Source organism: uncultured Slackia sp. (assembly GCF_959608125.1).
GTDB lineage: Bacteria > Actinomycetota > Coriobacteriia > Coriobacteriales > Eggerthellaceae > Slackia.
Genome location: NZ_CAUHPG010000010.1, coordinates 1 through 19,721, shown reverse-complemented (window position 1 = coordinate 19,721; position 19,721 = coordinate 1). Strand labels below are relative to the sequence as shown.

General features: G+C 61.7%; 17 protein-coding genes. 11 read left to right on the top strand and 6 right to left on the bottom strand.

Annotated features, from left to right (window positions below; all coding sequences use genetic code 11):
- Positions 1-112: 112 nt before the first annotated feature.
- Together Q6E04_RS04560 and Q6E04_RS04555 are read left to right on the top strand one after the other, a co-directional pair.
- Complete coding sequence (locus tag Q6E04_RS04560; protein WP_303249620.1) at positions 113-1,945, top strand: NAD(P)-binding protein; 1,833 nt, start codon at positions 113-115, stop codon at positions 1,943-1,945.
- The gene (locus Q6E04_RS04555; protein WP_303249619.1) at positions 1,939-3,726 is read left to right on the top strand and encodes a [FeFe] hydrogenase, group A; all 1,788 of its coding nucleotides are present in this window, start codon (positions 1,939-1,941) and stop codon (positions 3,724-3,726) included. The genes Q6E04_RS04560 and Q6E04_RS04555 overlap by 7 nt, the downstream gene beginning before the upstream one ends.
- Before the next feature lie 869 nt (positions 3,727-4,595).
- Here Q6E04_RS04555 and gdhA read toward each other — a convergent pair.
- Positions 4,596-5,927: an NADP-specific glutamate dehydrogenase gene (gene gdhA, locus Q6E04_RS04550; protein WP_303249618.1), complete on the bottom strand. Its 1,332-nt coding sequence runs from the start codon at positions 5,925-5,927 to the stop codon at positions 4,596-4,598.
- Between the two features lie 345 nt (positions 5,928-6,272).
- Between gdhA and Q6E04_RS04545 the strand changes: the two genes are divergently transcribed.
- Positions 6,273-7,481: an AI-2E family transporter gene (locus Q6E04_RS04545; RefSeq protein ID WP_303249617.1), complete on the top strand. Its 1,209-nt coding sequence runs from the start codon at positions 6,273-6,275 to the stop codon at positions 7,479-7,481.
- 371 nt (positions 7,482-7,852) lie between these two features.
- Here the strand turns inward: Q6E04_RS04545 and Q6E04_RS04540 are convergent, their stop codons facing one another.
- Positions 7,853-8,614: an AIM24 family protein gene (locus Q6E04_RS04540; RefSeq protein WP_303249616.1), complete on the bottom strand. Its 762-nt coding sequence runs from the start codon at positions 8,612-8,614 to the stop codon at positions 7,853-7,855.
- Between the two features lie 220 nt (positions 8,615-8,834).
- On the opposite strand from Q6E04_RS04540, the gene Q6E04_RS04535 reads away from it, so the two are divergent.
- The 3 genes from Q6E04_RS04535 (at position 8,835) to rnhA (ending at position 10,742) form a co-directional block, all read left to right on the top strand.
- Positions 8,835-9,512: a hypothetical protein gene (locus Q6E04_RS04535; protein ID WP_303249615.1), complete on the top strand. Its 678-nt coding sequence runs from the start codon at positions 8,835-8,837 to the stop codon at positions 9,510-9,512.
- Between the two features lie 128 nt (positions 9,513-9,640).
- Entirely contained in the window at positions 9,641-10,141 is a 501-nt protein-coding gene (locus tag Q6E04_RS04530) for a zinc ribbon domain-containing protein (protein ID WP_303249614.1), read from the top strand.
- Positions 10,142-10,247: 106 nt separating this feature from the next.
- A complete protein-coding gene (gene rnhA / locus Q6E04_RS04525; protein ID WP_303249613.1) occupies positions 10,248-10,742 on the top strand; it encodes a ribonuclease HI in 495 nt (164 codons plus the stop codon).
- Between the two features lie 112 nt (positions 10,743-10,854).
- Here rnhA and Q6E04_RS04520 read toward each other — a convergent pair whose 3' ends face one another.
- Positions 10,855-11,226 carry an MGMT family protein gene (locus tag Q6E04_RS04520; RefSeq protein ID WP_303249612.1) on the bottom strand — a complete coding sequence of 124 codons (372 nt, stop codon included), beginning with the start codon at positions 11,224-11,226 and terminating at the stop codon, positions 10,855-10,857.
- A gap of 359 nt (positions 11,227-11,585) precedes the next feature.
- On the opposite strand from Q6E04_RS04520, the gene Q6E04_RS04515 reads away from it, so the two are divergent.
- The 5 genes from Q6E04_RS04515 to glf all read left to right on the top strand — a co-directional run bounded on the left by Q6E04_RS04515 (position 11,586) and on the right by glf (position 15,544).
- Positions 11,586-11,960 (top strand): GntR family transcriptional regulator, encoded by a 375-nt coding sequence (locus Q6E04_RS04515; protein WP_303249611.1) that lies wholly within the window; start codon positions 11,586-11,588, stop codon positions 11,958-11,960.
- A 30-nt stretch (positions 11,961-11,990) separates the two neighbouring features.
- Positions 11,991-12,887, top strand: coding sequence for an ABC transporter ATP-binding protein (locus tag Q6E04_RS04510; protein ID WP_303249610.1), 897 nt, complete (start codon positions 11,991-11,993; stop codon positions 12,885-12,887).
- Positions 12,884-13,585, top strand: coding sequence for an ABC-2 transporter permease (locus Q6E04_RS04505; protein ID WP_303249609.1), 702 nt, complete (start codon positions 12,884-12,886; stop codon positions 13,583-13,585). The genes Q6E04_RS04510 and Q6E04_RS04505 overlap by 4 nt, the downstream gene beginning before the upstream one ends.
- Positions 13,586-13,718: 133 nt before the next feature.
- Complete coding sequence (locus tag Q6E04_RS04500; RefSeq protein WP_303249608.1) at positions 13,719-14,201, top strand: universal stress protein; 483 nt, start codon at positions 13,719-13,721, stop codon at positions 14,199-14,201.
- Between the two features lie 221 nt (positions 14,202-14,422).
- Positions 14,423-15,544 carry a UDP-galactopyranose mutase gene (glf, locus tag Q6E04_RS04495; protein WP_303249607.1) on the top strand — a complete coding sequence of 374 codons (1,122 nt, stop codon included), beginning with the start codon at positions 14,423-14,425 and terminating at the stop codon, positions 15,542-15,544.
- 95 nt (positions 15,545-15,639) lie between these two features.
- Here the strand turns inward: glf and Q6E04_RS04490 are convergent, their stop codons facing one another.
- The 3 genes from Q6E04_RS04490 to Q6E04_RS04480 all read right to left on the bottom strand — a co-directional run.
- Positions 15,640-16,722, bottom strand: a complete 1,083-nt coding sequence (locus tag Q6E04_RS04490) for a glycosyltransferase (RefSeq protein ID WP_303249606.1) — start codon at positions 16,720-16,722, stop codon at positions 15,640-15,642.
- Positions 16,723-16,834: 112 nt separating this feature from the next.
- A complete protein-coding gene (locus Q6E04_RS04485) occupies positions 16,835-17,929 on the bottom strand; it encodes a glycosyltransferase (protein WP_303249605.1) in 1,095 nt (364 codons plus the stop codon).
- A 90-nt stretch (positions 17,930-18,019) separates the two neighbouring features.
- A partial coding sequence (locus Q6E04_RS04480) for an ABC transporter ATP-binding protein (protein ID WP_303249604.1) occupies positions 18,020-19,721 on the bottom strand: 1,702 nt, incomplete at its 5' end.

Genomic DNA, 19,721 nt, shown 5'->3' with positions numbered 1-19,721 from the left:
CGACCATAGAGCGGCACTTGGAGCGAAACGCGGCGCTCGCGTTTCTAGGCGGGCTTTTATCGGGGCGGGAACGGATCAGGCGGCCCTACGGGGTCTTGTCGGGAGGAGAAGCATGGGCATTGCGAAGGGGTACGCGCGGGCATCGCTTCATGGACGGCTCGCCGCGCAGTGCAACGATACGGCGCGGCGTCTCGGCGCGACCGCGCGGGGGACATGTCCGGTCGATATGACGCGCGCCCAGGTGGGCGTTGCGCATGCGCAAAGCTGCGGGAAGTGCGTTCCGTGCCGTATCGGGCTTGCGAGCGTTTCGAGCATGCTGGAAGACATCATCGACGGCAAAGCGGATTCGGGTGCGCTTGCGCGCCTGCGTTCGCTTGCCGAGCATATCAGGGATACGTCCGATTGCGCTATCGGCTACCAGGCGGCCGAGCAGGTGCTCGTGAGCCTTGCGGCGTTCCATGACGATTTCGAACAGCATATGGAGCATGGAAGCTGCCTGCGCAGCTCGTCTCAGGGCGTGCCATGCACGGTGTCGTGTCCTGCGCACGTCGACGTTCCGGGCTATATCGCGCTGACGGCCGCGGGTCGCTTCGATGATGCGGTCGAACTGATCAGGAAAGACAACCCGTTTCCTTCGGCGTGCGCCTACGTCTGCGAGCATCCTTGCGAGCAGACTTGTCGCCGCGCGCTGGTCGACGATGCGATCAACATCCGGGGCATGAAGCGCTATGCCGTCGATCATGAGACGCGGCCGCGCGCCGCATCGCGCCTCGAGGCCACGGGCAAGAAGATCGCCGTGGCGGGTTCCGGCCCGTCCGGCCTTTCTGCGGCCTACTACTTGGCGCGTCTCGGCCACGACGTCACGGTGTTCGAACGCCTCGAGAAGCCGGGCGGCATGCTGCGCTACGGCATTCCCAACTACCGTTTTCCCAAAGACATCCTCGATGCCGAAATCGCGTCGATCGAGGCGGCGGGCGTGAAAATCGTCTACGGCGTCGACGTGGGCGTCGACCTGCCGATCGAGGACGTGCGACGCGATTACGATGCGCTGTACGTCGCGATCGGCGCGCACGGCGACAAGCGCGTCGGCATCGAGGGCGAAGACGCCGCAGGCGTCGTATCGGCGGTCGAGATGCTGCGCGAGGTGGCATCGGGCGAGCTTCCCGACTGGAAGGGAATGGACGTGTGCGTCATCGGCGGCGGCAACGTCGCGATGGACGCCGCTCGCACGGCCATCCGTCTGGGAGCGAAAAGCGTCACCGTGGTCTATCGTCGTCGCGCGGCCGACATGACGGCGCTGCCCGAGGAAATCGAGGGCGCAGTGGCCGACGGCTGCCACATCGCCGACCTCTCGGCGCCTGTGCGGATCGAGACCGACGAGGCGGGCCGCGTGTGCGGGCTGCAGATTCAGCCGCAGGTCACGGGCCCTGTCCGCAACGGCCGCCCGTCTCCTGTGCCCGCACAGCGCCCGGTCGAATCCATCGCATGCCAGGCTGTGGTGGTGGCCGTCGGCCAGGATGTCCTCTCGGCGCCGTTCGAGGGCGCGGGCCTCGCATGCGAGCGCAAGACCCTCGTCGTCGATGACAAGCTGCGCTGCATCGATGCCGCAGGCGTCTATGCGGGCGGCGACTGCATGCGCGGTCCCGCATCGGCGATCATCGCGATCGCCGACGGCAAGCAGGCTGCGCGTTCGATCGACGCCGACCTCGGCTTTCATCGGGAGCTGTCGCTCGATATCGTATTCGATCCGGTCTCGCAGCACGACCGAATGCCGTGGGGTCGCGCTGTTCTCGGCGAAAGGCCGGGCGAGCAGCGCCGCCACGATTTCGAGCTGGTGGAATACGGGTTCTCGGAGCAGGAGATGCGCCAGGAGGCGGCGCGCTGCCTGAGCTGCGACCATTACGGATGCGGAATCCTGCGCAAGGAAGGAAGGCTCGCATGGTAGAGGCGAATCGTGCGGCGCAAGAGCGCCATGAAACCGTCCGTGTCGTTGTGGACGGCGTGGGCATCGATGCGCCACAGGGCGCGACGATCCTCGAGGCCGCCCGTCTCGCAGGCATTGAAATCCCCACGCTGTGCTATCTGCGCGAGCTCAACGAAATCGGCGCCTGCCGTATCTGCGTCGTCGAGGTCGAAGGGATCGACCGCCTGGTGGCGGCATGCAATAGCCCCGTCTTCGACGGCATGGAGGTGCGTACCGACACGCAGCGCGTCCGCCTTGCGCGTCGTACCAACCTGCAACTCATCCTTTCGCGCCATGACCGTCGTTGCCCGACCTGCTTCAGAAACGGAACGTGTCGCCTGCAGGCCCTGGCCGACCGCATGGCCATTCATGACGTGCCGTTTCCTACGAGCTTCGATTCCGAGCCGGTCGACAAGCGCTTCCCGCTGGTGAAAGAGCCTGCGAAGTGCATCTCGTGCCTCAGGTGCGTTTCGGTGTGCGAGAAAAGCCAGGCGCTCGCAGTGTGGGCGCTCGTCGATTCAGGCTCGCGAAGCCGCGTCGATGCGGTGGCGAAAGACGACTGCTCGTATTGCGGGCAGTGCATCACGCATTGTCCCGTGGGGGCTCTGCACGAGCGAAGCGATATCGCGCGCGTGTTCGACGCGATCGGCGATCCCGATACGGTGACGATCGCGCAGATCGCGCCGTCGGTGCGCACGTCGTGGCACGAGGGGCTCGGTCTCGAAAACGAGGAGGCGACTCCCGGCCGCATGGTGGCGGCTGTGCGAAAACTCGGCTTCGACTACGTGTTCGACACCGACTTCGCGGCCGACATGACCATCATGGAGGAGGGAAGCGAGCTTCTGCATCGGCTCGAGGCGGGGGTCGACGGCCCGATGTTCACGTCGTGCTGTCCCGGATGGGTGCGCTTCCTCAAGACGCGCTACCCGTGGATGCAGGATCGCCTTTCCACGACGAAGTCGCCCCAGCAGATTTTCGGCGCTTTGGCAAAAACATACTATGCGGATCTACTTGGCATCGACCCATCGCGGATTTTCGTGGTATCCTACATGCCTTGCGTGGCGAAAAAGGCAGAACGGGCCTATCCTGGCATGGATTCGAACGAAGGCATCCGGGACGTTGATGCGGCGCTGACCGTGCGTGAGCTCCAGCGTCAGATCAAATCCCGTTTCTTGAACGTCTCATTGCTCGACGAGGAGGATTTCGATGCTCCGTTGGGCGTCGCTACCGGCGCAGGCCATATTTTCGGCGTTACCGGGGGCGTGATGGAGGCGGCTTTGCGCTCGGCGTATTTCCTTGCAACGGGTTCGAACCCCGATCCCGATGCATTCGAAGAAATCCGTTATGACGGCATAGAGCGCGGTTGGCGTGAGAAGACGTTCGACCTTGCGGGTCGAAAGCTTCGTGTCGCGGCTGCGAGCGGCCTTGCGAATGCAGATGCGCTGTGCGCTGCCATCGACCGCGGCGAAGTCTCCTACGATTTCGTCGAAGTCATGGCGTGTCCGGGCGGTTGCGTCGGAGGAGGCGGCCAGCCTATCTGCGAGGGCGAGGAACGAGCGGCCCTACGCGGATCGGCCTTGCGTCGCATCGATGCGCAAAGCGAATTGCGTTTCAGCCATGAGAATCCTTCCGTGCAGGCATGTTACGGCGCTTTTCTGGGAGAGCCGCTCTCCGAACTCGCCGAACGTCTGCTGCACAGCGATCACGGGGCGTGGTCTATGCCGTGCGCTGTGGGGGTCGACGGTCCGGCAGAGAAGAGCTAGTGTCGGATTGCGGGTCGAAGGATTCGCGCGCGGGTCGCGGCTTCGGCAGGGCCGTCCCGCGCGTTACCGATAGGTGCGGGCGCGTCGCGGCGCCCGCACCTTTTTCGTGCACGCATTTCGATGATGCCGCCCGCTCGCGGGACCGTCGAATAAGGGGGGCTTTCCTCTATCGGGCGATTTATCGCGCCGACGGCCGATGATTTTTCCGAATATGCATGATTCGGGCATTGATACATTTCAGTACATGCCAGATGAACAGGGGAAACATCGAATATATCCCAGGTGTCGCTTTGTATATGCATACGCTATGCAAAACCGTGGATATATGTGCCGAAAATAAATGGAAAACCCCTCGAAATACCTGCTTATGGGGAGTATGATGGCCTCATCGGCAGAGTGATGACCCGGAATGCGATAAGGAGTGAAAAACGATGACCGAACACGAAATGTCTCTGCGATCCGCTTGTGCGCCTGTTGTGTGCGCTATCTCTCTCATCTGCGGCGTTGCTCTTCTTTGCGTCGCTGCGATCGTTATGATGGGAGTTATCTAGGGTCTTCGCTGCCGCGGTGCAGCGGTTGTTTTCCTTCGGAATCTCCCAGTAATTCTGCCGATATTCGGAATTTCGTATAACAAAGCATCCGCGAACCCACTGTGTCGCATTCGTCTTCGAAAAAGGAGACGAAGGGTTCAAGGCCGCACCGATAGACTCTTCCGAAAGCCCTGCGAATGTCGCAGGGCTTTTTCGTATGCAACCAGACGGCGTTAGACGAAGCCGCGGCTTTGTCGCCGAGCTCGGCGCATAAAAAACGTCCCGCCTCGAATTACGTGACGGGACGTTTGCATTCGGCGATGCGATTCGTCGGAGGGATTAGACGATGCCCTGGGCCATCATGGCATTGGCGAGCTTGTTGAAGCCGGCGATATTCGCGCCGACGACGTAGTTGCCGGGTTGGCCGACCTCCTCTGCAGCATCGGCTGCCGCATGGAAGATGTTCACCATGATGCCGTTGAGCTTGGCATCGACTTCATCGAAGGACCAGGAAAGGCGTTCGGAATTCTGGCTCATCTCGAGGCCCGAGGTGGCCACGCCGCCGGCGTTAGATGCCTTGCCGGGGAAGAACGCGACGCCGGATTCGATGAGATAGTCGGTGGCATCGAGCGTCGTGGGCATGTTGGCGCCTTCGGCGACCACCTTGCAGCCGTTGGCGACGAGGGCCTCGGCGTCCTCGATGAACAGCTCGTTTTGCGTGGCGCACGGCAGGGCGATGTCGCAGGGGATGCTCCAGACGCCGCGGCCGTCATGGTATTCGGCGCCGGCGACGCGCTCGGCATAGGCGGAGATGCGGCCGCGCTCGACTTCCTTGATCTGCTTGACCGCATCGAGCTTGACGCCTGCGGGGTCGTGGATCCAGCCGGTGGAGTCGCTCATCGTGACCACCTTCGCGCCGAGTTGCTGGGCTTTCTCGGCGGCGTAGATCGCCACGTTGCCGGCACCGGAGATGCAGACGGTCTTGCCCTCGAGGGAGTCGCTTGTCTGGGCGAGCAGCTCTTGAACCAGATAGACCAGGCCGTAGCCGGTGGCTTGGGTGCGGGCGAGAGAGCCGCCGAAGGAGAGGCCTTTGCCGGTGAGCACGCCGGTCCATTCGTTGCGCAAGCGTTTGTATTGGCCGAACATGTAGCCGACCTCGCGCGCTCCGACGCCGATGTCGCCGGCGGGAACGTCGGTGTCGGCGCCGATATGGCGGGAGAGCTCCGTCATGAAGCTCTGGCAGAAACGCATGACCTCGCCGTCGGATTTACCTTTGGGGTCGAAGTCGGAGCCGCCCTTGCCTCCGCCCATGGGAAGCGTGGTCAGGCTGTTCTTGAAGCACTGCTCGAAACCGAGGAACTTGATGATGGACAGGTTGACGGAAGGATGGAAGCGCAGGCCGCCCTTATAGGGGCCGAGGGCGCTGTTGTACTGGACGCGATAGCCGCGGTTGACCTGGACCTTACCCTGGTCATCGACCCAGGGGACGCGGAACATGACGACGCGCTCCGGTTCGACGAGACGCTCGAGCAGGCCTGCCTCCTCGTATTCGGGATGCGCCGCGAGGGCGGGCTCGATGGAGGTCAGGACCTCGGTGACGGCTTGGATGAATTCGGGCTCGTTTGCGTTTTTCGCCTTGACCTGTTCGATCACGCGTTGTGCGTACGTCATGGCTTCCTCCTATTGTCGGTCATGCGGACTCGTTTCGTCCCGCGTTCTTCCGTGATGCACTCTAGCAGATTAAAGCCGCTCTGTTTCATCGCTGTTACGGTGTCGAGATTCATGGCGAAAGCGGTCTACGAGCGGCGCAATTGGTCCCCGTCGGCGGCATTGCGGGACAGGGCGTGCGAAAACGTGGCGGTTCGGCAACGGTGTTCCGCGGCGGGGCCGCGCTGCGTTACCATGGTGCGTGGAGGCGCGAGAGATGGATGCGCCGGACGATGGCGCCTTTCCAGAGGCGTTTCGATGGCCCGTTCGTACGGGCGGATACGGCGGTGGAGTATGCCAAACGGCACCATGGACGATAAGCAGCCGAGCGTGCGCCGCTCGGCGACCCTTCTGGCCCTTGCGGCGTTCTTCGCGTTTCTCGCGGCGCTCGGCGTGATGTATTCCCAACAGGTGCTCGCAGCCGTCGGTGCCGTATGGGCGGCGTTTTTCCCTCTTGTCCTGGGCTGCGTGATCGCGTTTTTGGTCAACCTGATCATGGGCCGTCTCGAGCGCGTGTATTTCCCATCGGCAAAGGCGGGCCCTTTGGCGGCGTCTCGACGTCCGGTTTGCTTGGCGGCGTCGTTCGCCATTATCGCGATCGTTATCGCCGTCATCGTGAATTTGGTCCTTCCTGAGATGAAGGCGTCGGCCGGCATTATCCAGCAGGGCGCCGTTCTGGTTCTGGAGGATTTCTACCAGTGGGCGCAAGACGACCTGGATATGCTGCTTGCTTCGCTCGATACCGCGGCCGTCGAGAATATCGAGCACAGCTTCGCCGATTTCATGGCCACTCTTTCGAGCGGTGATTCGTCGAGCTTGATGAACATGGTGAAGTCGGTCTTTTCGACTGCGACATCCATCGCGCACAACGTATTCTCCTTCATCGTGGCGCTCGTGTTCTCTCTGTATATCCTGCTCGATAAGGATCGCGTGTTCAGGGGCCTTGACACCTTCATCGAGATGACGGTGCCCGCGCGCTTCGCCGACACCCTGCGCCATGCGGGGCATGTGGCCAACCAGTCCTTCTCGCGCTTCATCACGGGCCAGTGCATCGAGGCGGTCATCCTGGGAACGCTGTGCGCCATCGGCATGGCCATCTTCGGCATGCCGTACGCCGTGGCCGTCGGCGCATGCGTGGGCCTCACCGCGCTCGTGCCCGTCTTCGGCGCCTGGCTGGGCGGCGCGATCGGCTTCCTCATGATTTTGACTGTCGACCCCATGCAGGCCGTCTGGTTCGTCGTGTTCCTCGTCATCCTGCAGCAGCTCGAGTCGCATCTGATCTATCCCAATGTCGTGGGCGCCTCCGTCGGCCTTCCCGGCATCTGGGTGTTCGCGGCCGTGCTGGTGGGCGGCGCGCTGTTCGGCGTGGTCGGCATGTTCCTCGGCGTTCCCACGGTGGCGACGCTGCGCACGCTGGCGATCGACCGCGCTGCTGAAATCCGCGCGCGCAGAAAAGAGCTCGCCGAGCAGCAGAACGCGGTTTGCTCCGATGAGGCTGCGGCCGGCATAGCCGAATAAGAGCGCTTCTTTTGTCGGAATAAGGAAAGCATACTGTAAACTGCCTGATGGGCGCTGCGAAGGTTTTATTCGCAGCGCTTTTTCGTGCTTCGTGCGAAAGGTTCGTCGAGTCTTTGTCGTGTTTCGCCGCCGTTTTTCAATTTCTTGGACTGTCTTTCCCTTTTCTTTCGTCTGCCGTCGGTCCGGGTTTAGGCGTACGGGCTGTTCTGCACGGCGGGATCGGATTATCACGGCCGCTTCGGCGCCGTGCTCCGTGTGGGATTCCGACGGGTCGAGGGCTGACGGCGGCTTCGCATTCGAGCGATAAGAGGAAGGGACCCGGCCGGGTCCCTTCCTCTTCATGCGGCGGTTGCGCCGCATCCGTGTGCGTTTTAGTACGTGGTGGGGGCGAGCAGCACCTTGCCTGTGCCGCGGTAGACGTTGACGAGGCCTTCGCCCGAGGCCGCCGACCCGACGAGCGATTTGCCCGAACGCTCGACGGTGAAGCTCAAAGACCCGCTCCAGGCGAGCGCCATATTGCCGTCCACCTTCAGCTCGTCGTTGTCGAGCGTGATTTCGATAAGTTCCTCTTTGGGGCAGGGGGATTCGAGGCACAAGGCGCCATATCCCTGGATGCCGAGATTGAACAGGCCCTCGTTGCCTGCGACGGCGGAAGATACGTTGCTGCGCATGATGGCTTTGTGTTGCAGGCTCGAATAGCATGCCAGGAACAAGCCGTCGTCGAGGACGATCGAATTGCCCCAGTCCGCCACATCGAGGACGATGATGTAGCGGAACGTGGGCTCGAGCACCAGCATGCCCGTGCCTTCGTATTCGGGCTTGATGGCCGACTCGTTGGTCACCGCGCCGCGCAAGGCCTTGCCGAACAGGTCCCCGACGCCTTTGACGCCCGTGGTGCAGTTCACGTGGCCGACCGACCACTGCATGGCGCCCGCTTGCACCGTGACCGGCGCCTGGGAGAGGTCGCAGAGCACCTGGCGCCTGCGCACATTCATCTCGCTTGCGAAATAGGCCGTTATGGCCGTGCCCGCCGTGACGCTCAGGTCGCGTTTCCATTCGATGACCTTGAAAGCGCCGAATTCGGTGAGGACGTTGACGTCGTCGTTGTCGATGAAGTTTGAAATCTGATACATGGCTCTCCTCGCATGACGTCGGGGGTGAAACGGTATCGGTTCGGATACGCGCTTCTTTGTCGCATGAAGCATATCACGCGGATCGCTAAGATAAGGGGCCGCGTCGTCGTTTTCGTCGGTCGCGCCGAGGGCGCGGCGTTTTCGTCGGAGCAGGCGACGCGATGCGGCATCGGGCCGCGTTGAAGAAAACCCGCTCTAATAAGGAAGATAAGAGGTAGGAATGGCTGTTTTGTTCGGCATCGTAGCCATCGTCGGCGTGATCTCGTGGGCTATCGTGAAAAGCGACGAGCTTTCGGGCATCGGCCGCTCGGTAAAGAAGGGGTCGTTTCGGCATCCGCACGGCAGGCTCGTGGCCACCCATTGCGAAAGCGTGGCCGAGCATATTCCGTACAGCACCCGTTTGCTGAAGCGCGTGCCCGTGTTCACGTCGCTGGTCACGCTGGCGGCGGCTGTCGTGGGACTCGTCATGGAGGCGAACGGAATCGTTGCAGGCGTCGTAATCGTCGATGTGGTCGCATCGGGGGTTGCCGTGGTGCTTATGGCCGGCGAATGCATCCTGCGTCTTGCGAAGGGCATGCAGCGTTTCTCGACGTTCATCATCATCGTTTTCGCCGGCCTTTTGCTGGCTACGGCATGCAGCATGTTCGCCACCGCCATGGGCGGCGGTGCGGATAGTTTCATCGTCGTGGTCTCTCGCACCATTTCGAGCATCGCGGGCTGTGCGCTCGGCTGCGCATTGGCCGCCGGAGCGTTCCGCGAACCCGCGCGTTTCAAGCGTCGTTTCGAAGACGGCTACGAAAACGAGATCGCCGTTTCTCCACACAGCGCCGTCTATAAGGCCTACCGTGAGTTCGCGGTGGGAAAGAAGGCGTGGGAATCGGGCCGCAGGCAGGATTAGCGCGCTCGCGCTCGAGTGAGAAGCGCGTTTTCCGCTTGGCGGCGGATGCCATCGGTCTGCTCGGGCTTTTGCGATAATGGGGAAGAGAAGCGATCCGTCGATTCTGCAGCGGCGAGAAAGGGGTTTCCATGGGAATTTGGGACAATATCAGCGATGCGTTCAATAAAGGCGTGGAAGGCGCCGGTCGTTTCGCCGACGCGACGAGCCTCAAATTCAGGCTCGGCGAGGTCGAGCGCAAACGCCGCGACTTGGCGGGAGACCTCGGAGAGAAGCTCTACGAGGCCGTTTCTTCCGAAGGGGGCCTTCCCGAAGGATGCGAGGATATCGTCGCGGCCATGAAGGCGTGCGATAACGAAATAGCGCAGATCAAGGCCGAAATCGAAAACGTGGCCCGCAAAACCGAGGCCTCCAAAGCCGCGTCGGTTACGTATTCCTGCCCTTCGTGCGGAGCGACTTTGTCGCCGCAAGGGGCGCGTTTCTGCCATGTATGCGGCACGCAGCTCGCGCCTGTCCAGGCGGCTCGACATGCGGAAGATGCATCGGTTTCGCAGGATTCCCCCGAAGGGCATGCCGCTTCCGCGCAAAGCTATGAGGCCCCCGCTTCGCCGCATGCGTCTTCGCAGGGCTAGGGCTGGCCGTCATCATCGTGCTTCGATGGCGGTATCGTCGCATAGATGCGCTGTGTTACCATAGAACGTCTGAAACGAAGGCAGGCGAGGCGGAAGGAACGGACGAATGCGCGTGACTATCTATACAGACGGGGCGGCGCGCGGCAATCCCGGTCCCGGCGGATACGGCGCGGTCATGCATTATGTCGATCCTGCGGGCAAGCTGCACGTCAAAGAGCTCACGCAAGGGTTTCGTCGCACGACGAACAACCGCATGGAGCTTCTCGGCGTGATCGTGGCGCTCGAAAGCCTGCGCAGGCCGTGCGAAATCGATTTGTATTCCGATTCGAAATACGTGGTCGATGCATTCAACCAGCATTGGGTGGACGGATGGCTCAAGCGCGGCTGGAAAAACGCCAAGAAAGAACCCGTGAAGAACACCGATCTATGGAAGCGCCTTTTGGCGGCGAAAGAGCCGCATAGCGTGACGTTTCATTGGGTGAAAGGCCATGCGGGCCATCCCGAGAACGAGCGTTGCGACGAGCTGGCCACGGGGTCGGCCGACAACGGTCCCTTGCTTGAAGACCAGGGGTTCGAATGCACCGAGGGCTCGCTATTCTAAGGCGATGCACTCCGTGGCGCATGAAATATGCATGTTCCGAAAGGGGACGAGGCTCAAGCCTCGTCCCCTTTCGCCTTTCAGGAGGAAAGCCCCTTGCATGCGAAGCGGCACTTCACTCGTTGTCGGCCATCTCGCGTTCCCAATCGATGTCGGCGGGGCGTCCTTGGGCATCTAGCTCGGGATTCCAAAGGCATTGATCCATGTTCACATGGTCCTCGTCGACGAATGCCACGCCTTCTTTTTCAAGCAGCGCCCGCTGCATTCCTTCGCCGCCGAAGGCGTAACTCTGCGCGAGCTTTCCGTCTTTGAATACGACGCGATGGCAGGGGACCTTGACGGGTTCGCTGTTGCCTCGCAGCGCCCACCCGACGTATCGGGCCGACCGCGGGCTTCCGATCAAGCGTGCGATCTGGCCGTAAGTCGATACTTTTCCGCGCGGAATGCGGCGTACTTGCTCGAATACCTTGTCGGAGAAATCCCCCATAGCTCCTTCTTTCGTTCGACGTATCGTTCAGCAGTGTAGCGGAGCGACGTCGTTCGACGGGATTCTTTTTCCTTGCAAACTGTATATAGCGTGTATATACTGTGATTATAGGGTATATACACTTGGTTCGCAGACGACGCATCTGCGGATCGCCGTTGTCGAGGGCGCTCGATAGCGGCCCCGCCTGAAATCGATCCGCGGCATCGCCGCCGCATCGTTCGGGCGGGCGCTCCGAAGGCGTTCGAGGCGCCCGCCCGCCAAGCGGAAGGCCGGGAGGGATGCGACGGCGGTCGTTGTCCTCCCGGGACTCAATAGGGCGCTTCGATGCGCATCGAAGCGTGTGCGATAAGGGGTTTTCCTTGGATATCGTCATATCGAATGCAAGCAACAAGCCGATCTACGAGCAGATCGCCTCTCAGCTGAAGGACGCCGTTTTGTCGGGAGAACTCGAGGAAGGGGACATGCTTCCTTCCATCAGGGCTCTTGCGGCCGACCTGCGTATCAGCGTGATAACCACCAAGCGCGCCTATGCCGAACTCGAGGCCCAGGGGTTTATCGAAACCGTCCAGGGCAAGGGCAGCTTCGTGGCGGGGGGCAATAAAGAGCTGCTGCGCGAAGAGCGCCTTCGCCATATGGAAGGCCTGCTCGACCAGGCGGTGCGGGAGGCACGCTCCGTGGGCGTCGAAAAAGCAGAGCTGCACGAGATGCTCGATATGCTGTTCGACGGCATGTAGGCCGGCTGCATTTCATCGAAAGGGGCTGTCATGGCCGATTCCATTCGCGTCGAGAAGCTTAACAAGCGATACGGCGACGATTTTTCATTGCAGGATGTTTCCTTGCGTGTGCCGCAGGGCAGCGTGGTGGGGTTCGTCGGTGCCAACGGTGCGGGAAAGACCACCACGATCAGGGCGATTCTCGGCTTGATGGAGGCCGACGGCGGCATGGTCGAAGTGCTCGGCGAGCCATTCGGGCTCCGGTCCGATGCGGCGGCATGCGCGCGCGTGAAAGAACGCATCGGGGTCGTGTTCGACACGTGCCCGTATGTCGGCGACCTTTCCGTCAAGACGGTCGGTTCCGTTATGGCTACGGCCTATCCGTCGTGGCGTGCGGAGGTTTTCGAAGAATATCTGCGTCGTTTCGCGCTGGCGCCCAAGAAAAAGGTGAAAGACCTTTCGCGCGGTATGGGAATGAAGCTGCAGCTTGCGTGCGCGCTTTCGCACGAGCCCGAATTGCTCGTGCTCGACGAGGCGACGGCGGGGCTCGACCCGATCGCGCGCGACGAGGTGCTCGACCTGCTGCGCGACTATCTTGCTGCCGACGAGCGCCGTTCGGTGCTGCTTTCGAGCCACATCACGTCGGATCTCGATAAGGTCGCCGATCGCGTGGTGTGCATCGACGGGGGCCGCATCGTCTTCGACGAAGAGAAAGACGCTATCTGCGATATGGCGGGCGTGGCGCGTTGTCGGCGTGCGGAGTTCGATCAGGTCGTTTCGAGCGGCGCATATGAAGCGGAGACGTTGCGGTTTTCGCGCCATGCCTACGGCGTCGACGTGCTCGTGCCCGACCGCTTCGCGTTCATGCGCCTTTTTCCCGATATCGCCTGCGATAAGGCGACTATCGACGACTACATGCAACTTGTCTTGAAGGGGGAGGTCCGATGAAAACCGCCTTTCTTTCCGAATTCATCACATCGAAAAACGTCTTGATGCAATCGGTCGTCATCTATGTTGTCGTGTCGCTGGTTATCGGCGTATCGATGCAAAGCCCTATAGCCATGGTGGCTTGCATCGGCGCCATGACTCCGTTCCTGATGGTTTTCACGTTCTGCGCGCTCGATGGACTGAATGGCTGGGAGCGCTTTCGCGCTACGCTTCCCGTTTCCCGCGCCGCGATCGTCGCAAGTCGTTACGCCAACGTCTTGGTTGCCAGCGTTTTCGTGCTTTTCTTGGGATGGGCCGTTGCGCTGGCGCTTTCTGCGGCGGTGTCCGTGCTGCCCTTCGACGCCGATACGGTCGAGGCGTTCGCGAGCGAGGCGTCAGACCCGACGATGCTTTTGTGCGCCGGGGTTCTGGGCATGGGCGTCACGCTGTTCGCGGCATCTTTCATTCTGCCTTTCGCCATGCGCTACGGCATGACGAAAGCCGTGCGTATCGTGCCCGTCGTCTTGATCATGCTCCTGCCGGCGTCGATATTCCTTCTGCGCCAAGTGCCCGATATGGCGCGGTTGCTCTCCGATATCTCGATGTGGCTCGACCAGAATGTCGTTTTGGCTTCGGCCATCTTCATTGCGGCGGTGCTGGCGGCGTATGCGGCGAGTTGCGTCGTCGCCGTTGCGATGTATCGCTCCAAGGAGCTGTGACGTACGGGCCGTACGGATGCAGGATACGCACGGCAGCGTGGCGTTGCTTTTCGAGAATCCGCTTGCGATGTCTGTTCCTGGCAGAAGCGCAGCCGGCCTATAATCGAGGCGGGATAAGGGAAAGGAGCCCGAAATGAAGCTTTCGAAGATCATGGTTCCCTACGACGGCTCGGAGCATGCCCGTCGCGCGCTCGATTACGCCAAGGGCCTGGCCGCGATGGCAGGCGAGGATGCGCGCGTGTTCATCGTCCATATCATGCCTTCCGACATGATCGACGCCAAAGACCTCGACGACGGCGGGTCGCTCGACGGCGTGCCGCTGGGTTTGGTCGACCGTGAAGCATATCAGGGTCTGGTGGAGAAGGCGACCGAGCGCGCGAAGGCGAAGGTCTCCGCGGGCTTGAGCGATGTCATCGCCGAAATGGGCGATGCCGCCGCGATCGACGTAGTCGCCGATTCTTCTGCGGCTGATGCGATCGTATACTACGCCAAGAAAAACGATATCGATTTGATCGTCATGGGCCGCCGCGGCCTCGGCGCATTGCGCGGCATGCTCGGCAGCGTGAGCTACGGCGTCCTGCACGGCGCCGACGTTCCGGTGCTTACGGTGAAATAGCTTTGCGTACGCCATGCGGTGCGACAGCTGCATGCACGATATCTGAGAAGGGCCCGCTTCGTATGAGGCGGGCCCTTCGGGCGTTCCATGCCGCGCGGATACGACGAACGCGTTTTTTGAGTGCTCGTTCGACTTGATGTGCGGCTTTTTGCGATAATAAGAACGTTTGAGACAAGGAGCAAGGCGTTCGCCGCCTCTCGCACTATCACGAATGGAGCAACATGTCTGATTCTCGCTATGACTATCTGATCGTCGGCGCGGGCCTGACGGGCGCCGTGTTCGCCCACGAAGCCGCCAAGCTTGGAAAGAAGTGCCTGGTCATCGACCGTCGCAACCATGTTGCCGGCAATATCTACACCGAAGAGGTCGAAGGCATCAACGTGCATGTCTATGGCGCGCATATCTTCCATACCTCGCTGACGAACGTCTGGCAGTATGTGAACCGTTTCGCCGAATTCAACAATTACATCAACTCGCCCGTGGCTCTCTATAAGGGCAAGACGTACAATATGCCGTTCAATATGAACACCTTCTCGAAGATGTGGGACGGCGTGGTGACGCCCGCCCAGGCCAAGGCGAAGATCGCCGAGCAGATCGCGGCCGAAGGCATCGGCGAGCCGTCGAACCTCGAGGAACAGGCGCTGTCTTTGGTCGGTCGCGATATCTTCGAGGCGCTGGTTAAGGGCTACACCGAGAAGCAGTGGGGTCGTGACTGCAAGGACCTTCCCGCGTCGATCATCAAGCGCCTCCCGTGCCGCTTCACCTACGATAACAATTATTTCAACGACCGTTACCAGGGCATTCCCATGGGCGGTTACACCAAGATGGTCGAGCGCATGCTCGAAGGCGTGGAAGTGCGCCTCGGTGTGGAGTACCGCGACCTTATCGCCGAGCAGCCCCATATCGCCGAGCGCACCATCTACTGCGGTCCGGTGGATGCTTTCTACGACTTCAAGCTCGGAACGCTCGAGTACCGTTCGCTGCGCTTCGAGAGCGAGATTCTCGACGAGGAGAATCATCAGGGTGTTGCCGTGGTGAACTACACCGAGCGCGAGGTGCCTTGGACGCGCATCATCGAGCACAAGCATTTCGAGTACGGAACGCAGCCTAAGACGGTGATCACGCGCGAGTATCCCGCCGATTGGAAGCCGGGCGACGAGCCGTATTACCCGCTCAACGATGCCAAGAACGAGGCGCTGTACGCCCAGTATAAGGAACTGGCTGAGCAGGAAGGTTCCGTGGTGTTCGCGGGACGTTTGGGCGGTTACAAATACTACGATATGGACAAATGTATCGCCGCCGCATTCGACCTGGTGAAGGCAGAACTCGGCGTCGAGCTGTAGGATCGGTTCATGCAAAGACCCCGCACAGCGCGGCGCTGTGCGGGGTCTTTTCGCATTCGGGGAGGGCGCCGTTCGGCGCCCGTTTCATATGCGCGCTATTTCACGAGGCCGACCTTCATGAGCACGCGCTCGGCGCAGCGGGCGAAGCCGCGGCGCATAAGATAGTAGCGCGCCTTGTGGAAAGGGGCCACCGCATCGCTTGCGGATGCGTCGCATGCCTCAGGGGCTGCTGCGAGCGCGGCGCGGATGTCTGACAGGCACGCCTTCGTCGGACGGCGCCTGGCGACGTTTTCGCTCGGCATGCCGAAGTGTCCGTCCAGGCATGCCATAAGACGCGCGTAGAATGCGCGCTGGTCGGCCGCCGGCAACTTGCCGATATCGAGCATCGTGAAATCGAGGCTCCATTCCAGCAGTTCGGAGGCGCAGAAATCGCGCAGGCCGCGTTCTTGCCAGATGCGGCAGATCGCTTCGATGGCCGTCAGGTGACGGTCGAGCTTAGTGAGCATCGCGCGGCGCCCATCGGTGGATTCGTGCGTGACCGACTCGTCGTTCATGCGATAGACGTACAGTTTTTCGGACGAAAGGACGGTGCGCGCCGAGAAGGGGTAGACGGCGAAGTAGAACACCTGATCCTCGGCGAGCGGAAGGCCGGGTTCGAAGCCGATGCCTTCGCGTCGGGCGAACGAGCGGGAAATCGCGGTGCGGCAGGCGTAAGGGCGGGCGTGCTCTTCGAACAGCAAGGCGGGTTCGAACCCTTCGTAGACGACGTCTCTCGGAGCCAGTTCGCGACGCAGGCTGGCGGGCGCCGCTTCCGGAGGATCGCATTCGAGGCCGAAGGTGAGCACGTCCGGGCTTTGCGTTTCAAAGGTCCGATTCACGCGCGCGCAGGCATGGGGGACCAAGGTGTCGTCGGCGTCGACGAACATGAGGATGTCGCCCGAGGCGTGTGCGATGCCCGTGTTGCGCGCTACGGAGACGCCCTGGTTGGGTTGTTCGATCACGACGATACGCGCGTCGCGCTCGGCGTAATCTTTCAGGATGTCTTCGCAGCGATCGGGCGACCCGTCGTTCACGCAGATGATTTCGAGGTCGTCATGAGTTTGCCCGATCAGAGAATCGAGCGTCGCGCCCAGATGCTTTTCGGCCTTGTAGACAGGAACGATGACCGATATCTTCACGGAACCTCCCGGTACGGAGCATCGGTCAGGCCTCGCGTCTTATCCGATGCTGTTTTCGTCGATGCCTGCGGGTCCTATGATGCGACGGCTGCAGGCTCGCCGCCGCATCTCGTTATTTCGAGCGTCCCGCGACGGCTTGCGCGAGCGCCTTCGGGCCGCCGAGACGCAATGCGAACAGGGCCTTGGCGGCGGTGCCGCTGTCGTTCGAGCGCGCACGCACGCGCAGATACTTCTCGGGGTCGTCCATGATGGTGCGCAGGTTGAGGGCGCGCCAGCCGTTCCATTCGCCCCAATCGAGCGCCCCGGCCGCCTCGTAGCCTTTGAATTCGCGCCCCATGCGCTCGAGGAATTCCATCTTGAATTCGGGAGCGAGACGGTCGAGATTCCACAGATAGGCGTTGTATTGCGAGACCTGGGCCATGAAGCGCAGACCGCGTTCGTGCCGCTCGTCGTCGCGGGCGTCGAGCCAGCGGTTGATTTCCGCATATTCCTCGCACACGCAGAAGACCTTGCCTTTGGAATTGACCGACGAGGCCTCGTTGTCCTGGCGGTAATGGACGATGGGGTTTTCCAGGAAGGCGGCGCGTTCGGCGCTTGCCCAGACCTTGAAGGCGAACGAAGTGTCCTGATACGAAGCGCCGGGGGTTTCGAGGAAACGGATGTCGTTTTGCTCGAGGAAGTCGCGGCGATACAGGCCGCTCCAGATAGAGGGCTTCTGATAGAAGATACGCGTGTCCTCGCGCGTGTCGACGACGCGGCCGCACATATCGGTTTCGACCATGCGATGCAGCTCGTCGCGATCGCCTTCGGTCCAGTAGAACGTGAAGTTGCCCTTGACCGCCTGGGCGTCGTGCTCGACGGCCGCGCGGTAGAGGGATTCGAGCGCGTCGGGATAGAAGAAGTCGTCCGATTCGAGTACGGCGACAAACGGCGCACGGGCTTCGTCCAGGCCGACGTTCATCGTGGCGCCGTAGCCGGAATTAGCCTTGTCGATCACGCGGAAGCGCGTGTCCGCGGCCGCGTATTCATGGGCTATCGCCGAAGACGAATCGGTCGAGCCGTCGTTGAGGCAGATCGCCTCGAAATCGGAGAAGCTCTGGCCGCGCAGCGAATCGAGGCAGGGACGCAGGTATTTCTCGACGTTGTAGATGGGTATGAGGACGGAAATGGTCGGCCGGGTCGTTTCGGGTGCGGCGTTCGATGCCATGCTGTGTCTCCGTTCTTCATCGCGCGCCGTTTCGCGCGGGCTTCGTTCGAAACGGACCCGCCTGGGAAGGGCGGGTCCGTCGGGCGGGTGTTATTCCTCGTCGAGCGCCGACGCCGCCTTCGCGAGCATCGTCTTGTCGAGGGGGCTGAACTGGGTGCGGCTTCCGACGAAGACGATTCGGTCGACCTGGCCGCGGCGGCTTTCGAACAAGTCGATCGCATGCGCCACGCTGTCGAGGTCCTGCGGGTCGTCGAGCACGACGAGCGATTCGGTGCGCGCTGCATAGGGGCCGATCGTGTAGGAGTAGGCGGGCTGCCACGAAGGCGCCGCGATGAACGAGCGGACGGGCTCGGCGTCGGCGCCGCGCTCGTTTTCGATCCAGGCGCGGATGGCCTCGTTGGCGCGGTAGGCGTCGTCTTCGCAGAAACGCACGATTTGTATGCTGCGCTCGCGTATGCCGGCGAGCTGCGCATCGGGACAACCCTCTTCGCTGTCGAGCACGAGAAGCCTGTCGTTGCCGTGCGAGACGATGCGCTCGATCAAGCCGTCGCTAAGCGGCTTGCCAGGCGACTTGATGAGCAGCGGGCAGCGTTGCTCGCTTGCGTAGGGCGAAAGCGAAATCATGTCTCCCATGCATCCGATATGGGTGAGAATCGCGGGCCCCTGCCACAGATCGCGCTGCGCGCCGTAGTCGAACACCGCGAACGACAGTCCTTCGTAGGTGTCCGCCGACAGCGTTTCCACGTCATAGCGCGCGTCGGTCGCGGCTTGCAGGGCGCGACCGAACTTGTCGGCGTCGCAGTAGGGGGTCTTGCCTACCAGGATGATGCGCCGCGCCTTGAGCCGCTTGATTTCCTGAGAGGTGGCGTCAGGAATGCCGTCGGATTGCGTGAGCAGCACGGGGGCGCCGAGCGCGCCTGCGAGCCCCGCTCCGAGGAATCCATCCATCTCGTATTCGCCGAAGGCGACCACGACCGTGTCGGCGGGCTCTTCGCGGCTGCTGCTCAGACGCGCTGCCATGGCGTAGGGGCTGTCGGCTTCGAGCGGCTTGATCAGCGACTCGTCGGCCTGCACTCGAGAGGTGAGCATGGAGAACACGCGTTCCTCCGCCGCCTTGCTGCCGGTGTGTCCGCCCAGGACACGGTAGGTTTGGCACACGTCATGGGCGGTGCCGAGCATGCGCATATGGCCCTTTTCGATCCAGACGGCCTTGTTGCATAGGCGTTCGATCTGGTCGTTGTTGTGCGACACGATCAGGACGGTGACGTTATGCTCCTTGATCAGCGACTGGATGCGTTCCTCGCATTTCTTCTGGAACATGAAGTCGCCGACGGAAAGCACCTCGTCGACGATCAGGATGTCGGGCACGATCACCGTGGCGATGGCGAACGCGATGCGCGCGACCATGCCGGACGAGTAGTTCTTCAGCGGCATGTCCAAGAACGGCTTGATTTCGGCGAATTCGACGATGTCGTCGAAATTGTCCTGGATGAACTTCTTCGAATAGCCCAGCAGCGCACCGTTGAGATAGATGTTCTCGCGCGCGGTGAGCTCCATGTCGAAGCCCGCGCCCAGTTCGATGAGCGGCGCGATGGTGCCGTGGATCGTGCACGGTCCCTTCGTGGGTTCGAGCACGCCGGCGATGATCTTGAGCAGGGTCGATTTTCCCGATCCGTTCGTTCCCAGGATGCCGAAGACATCGCCCTTCTTGATGTCGAGGGTGATGCCGTCGAGCGCGCGGAACTCCTTGAAGCGCAGCTCCTTGCGCGCGAGCGCGATGGCGTATTCCTTG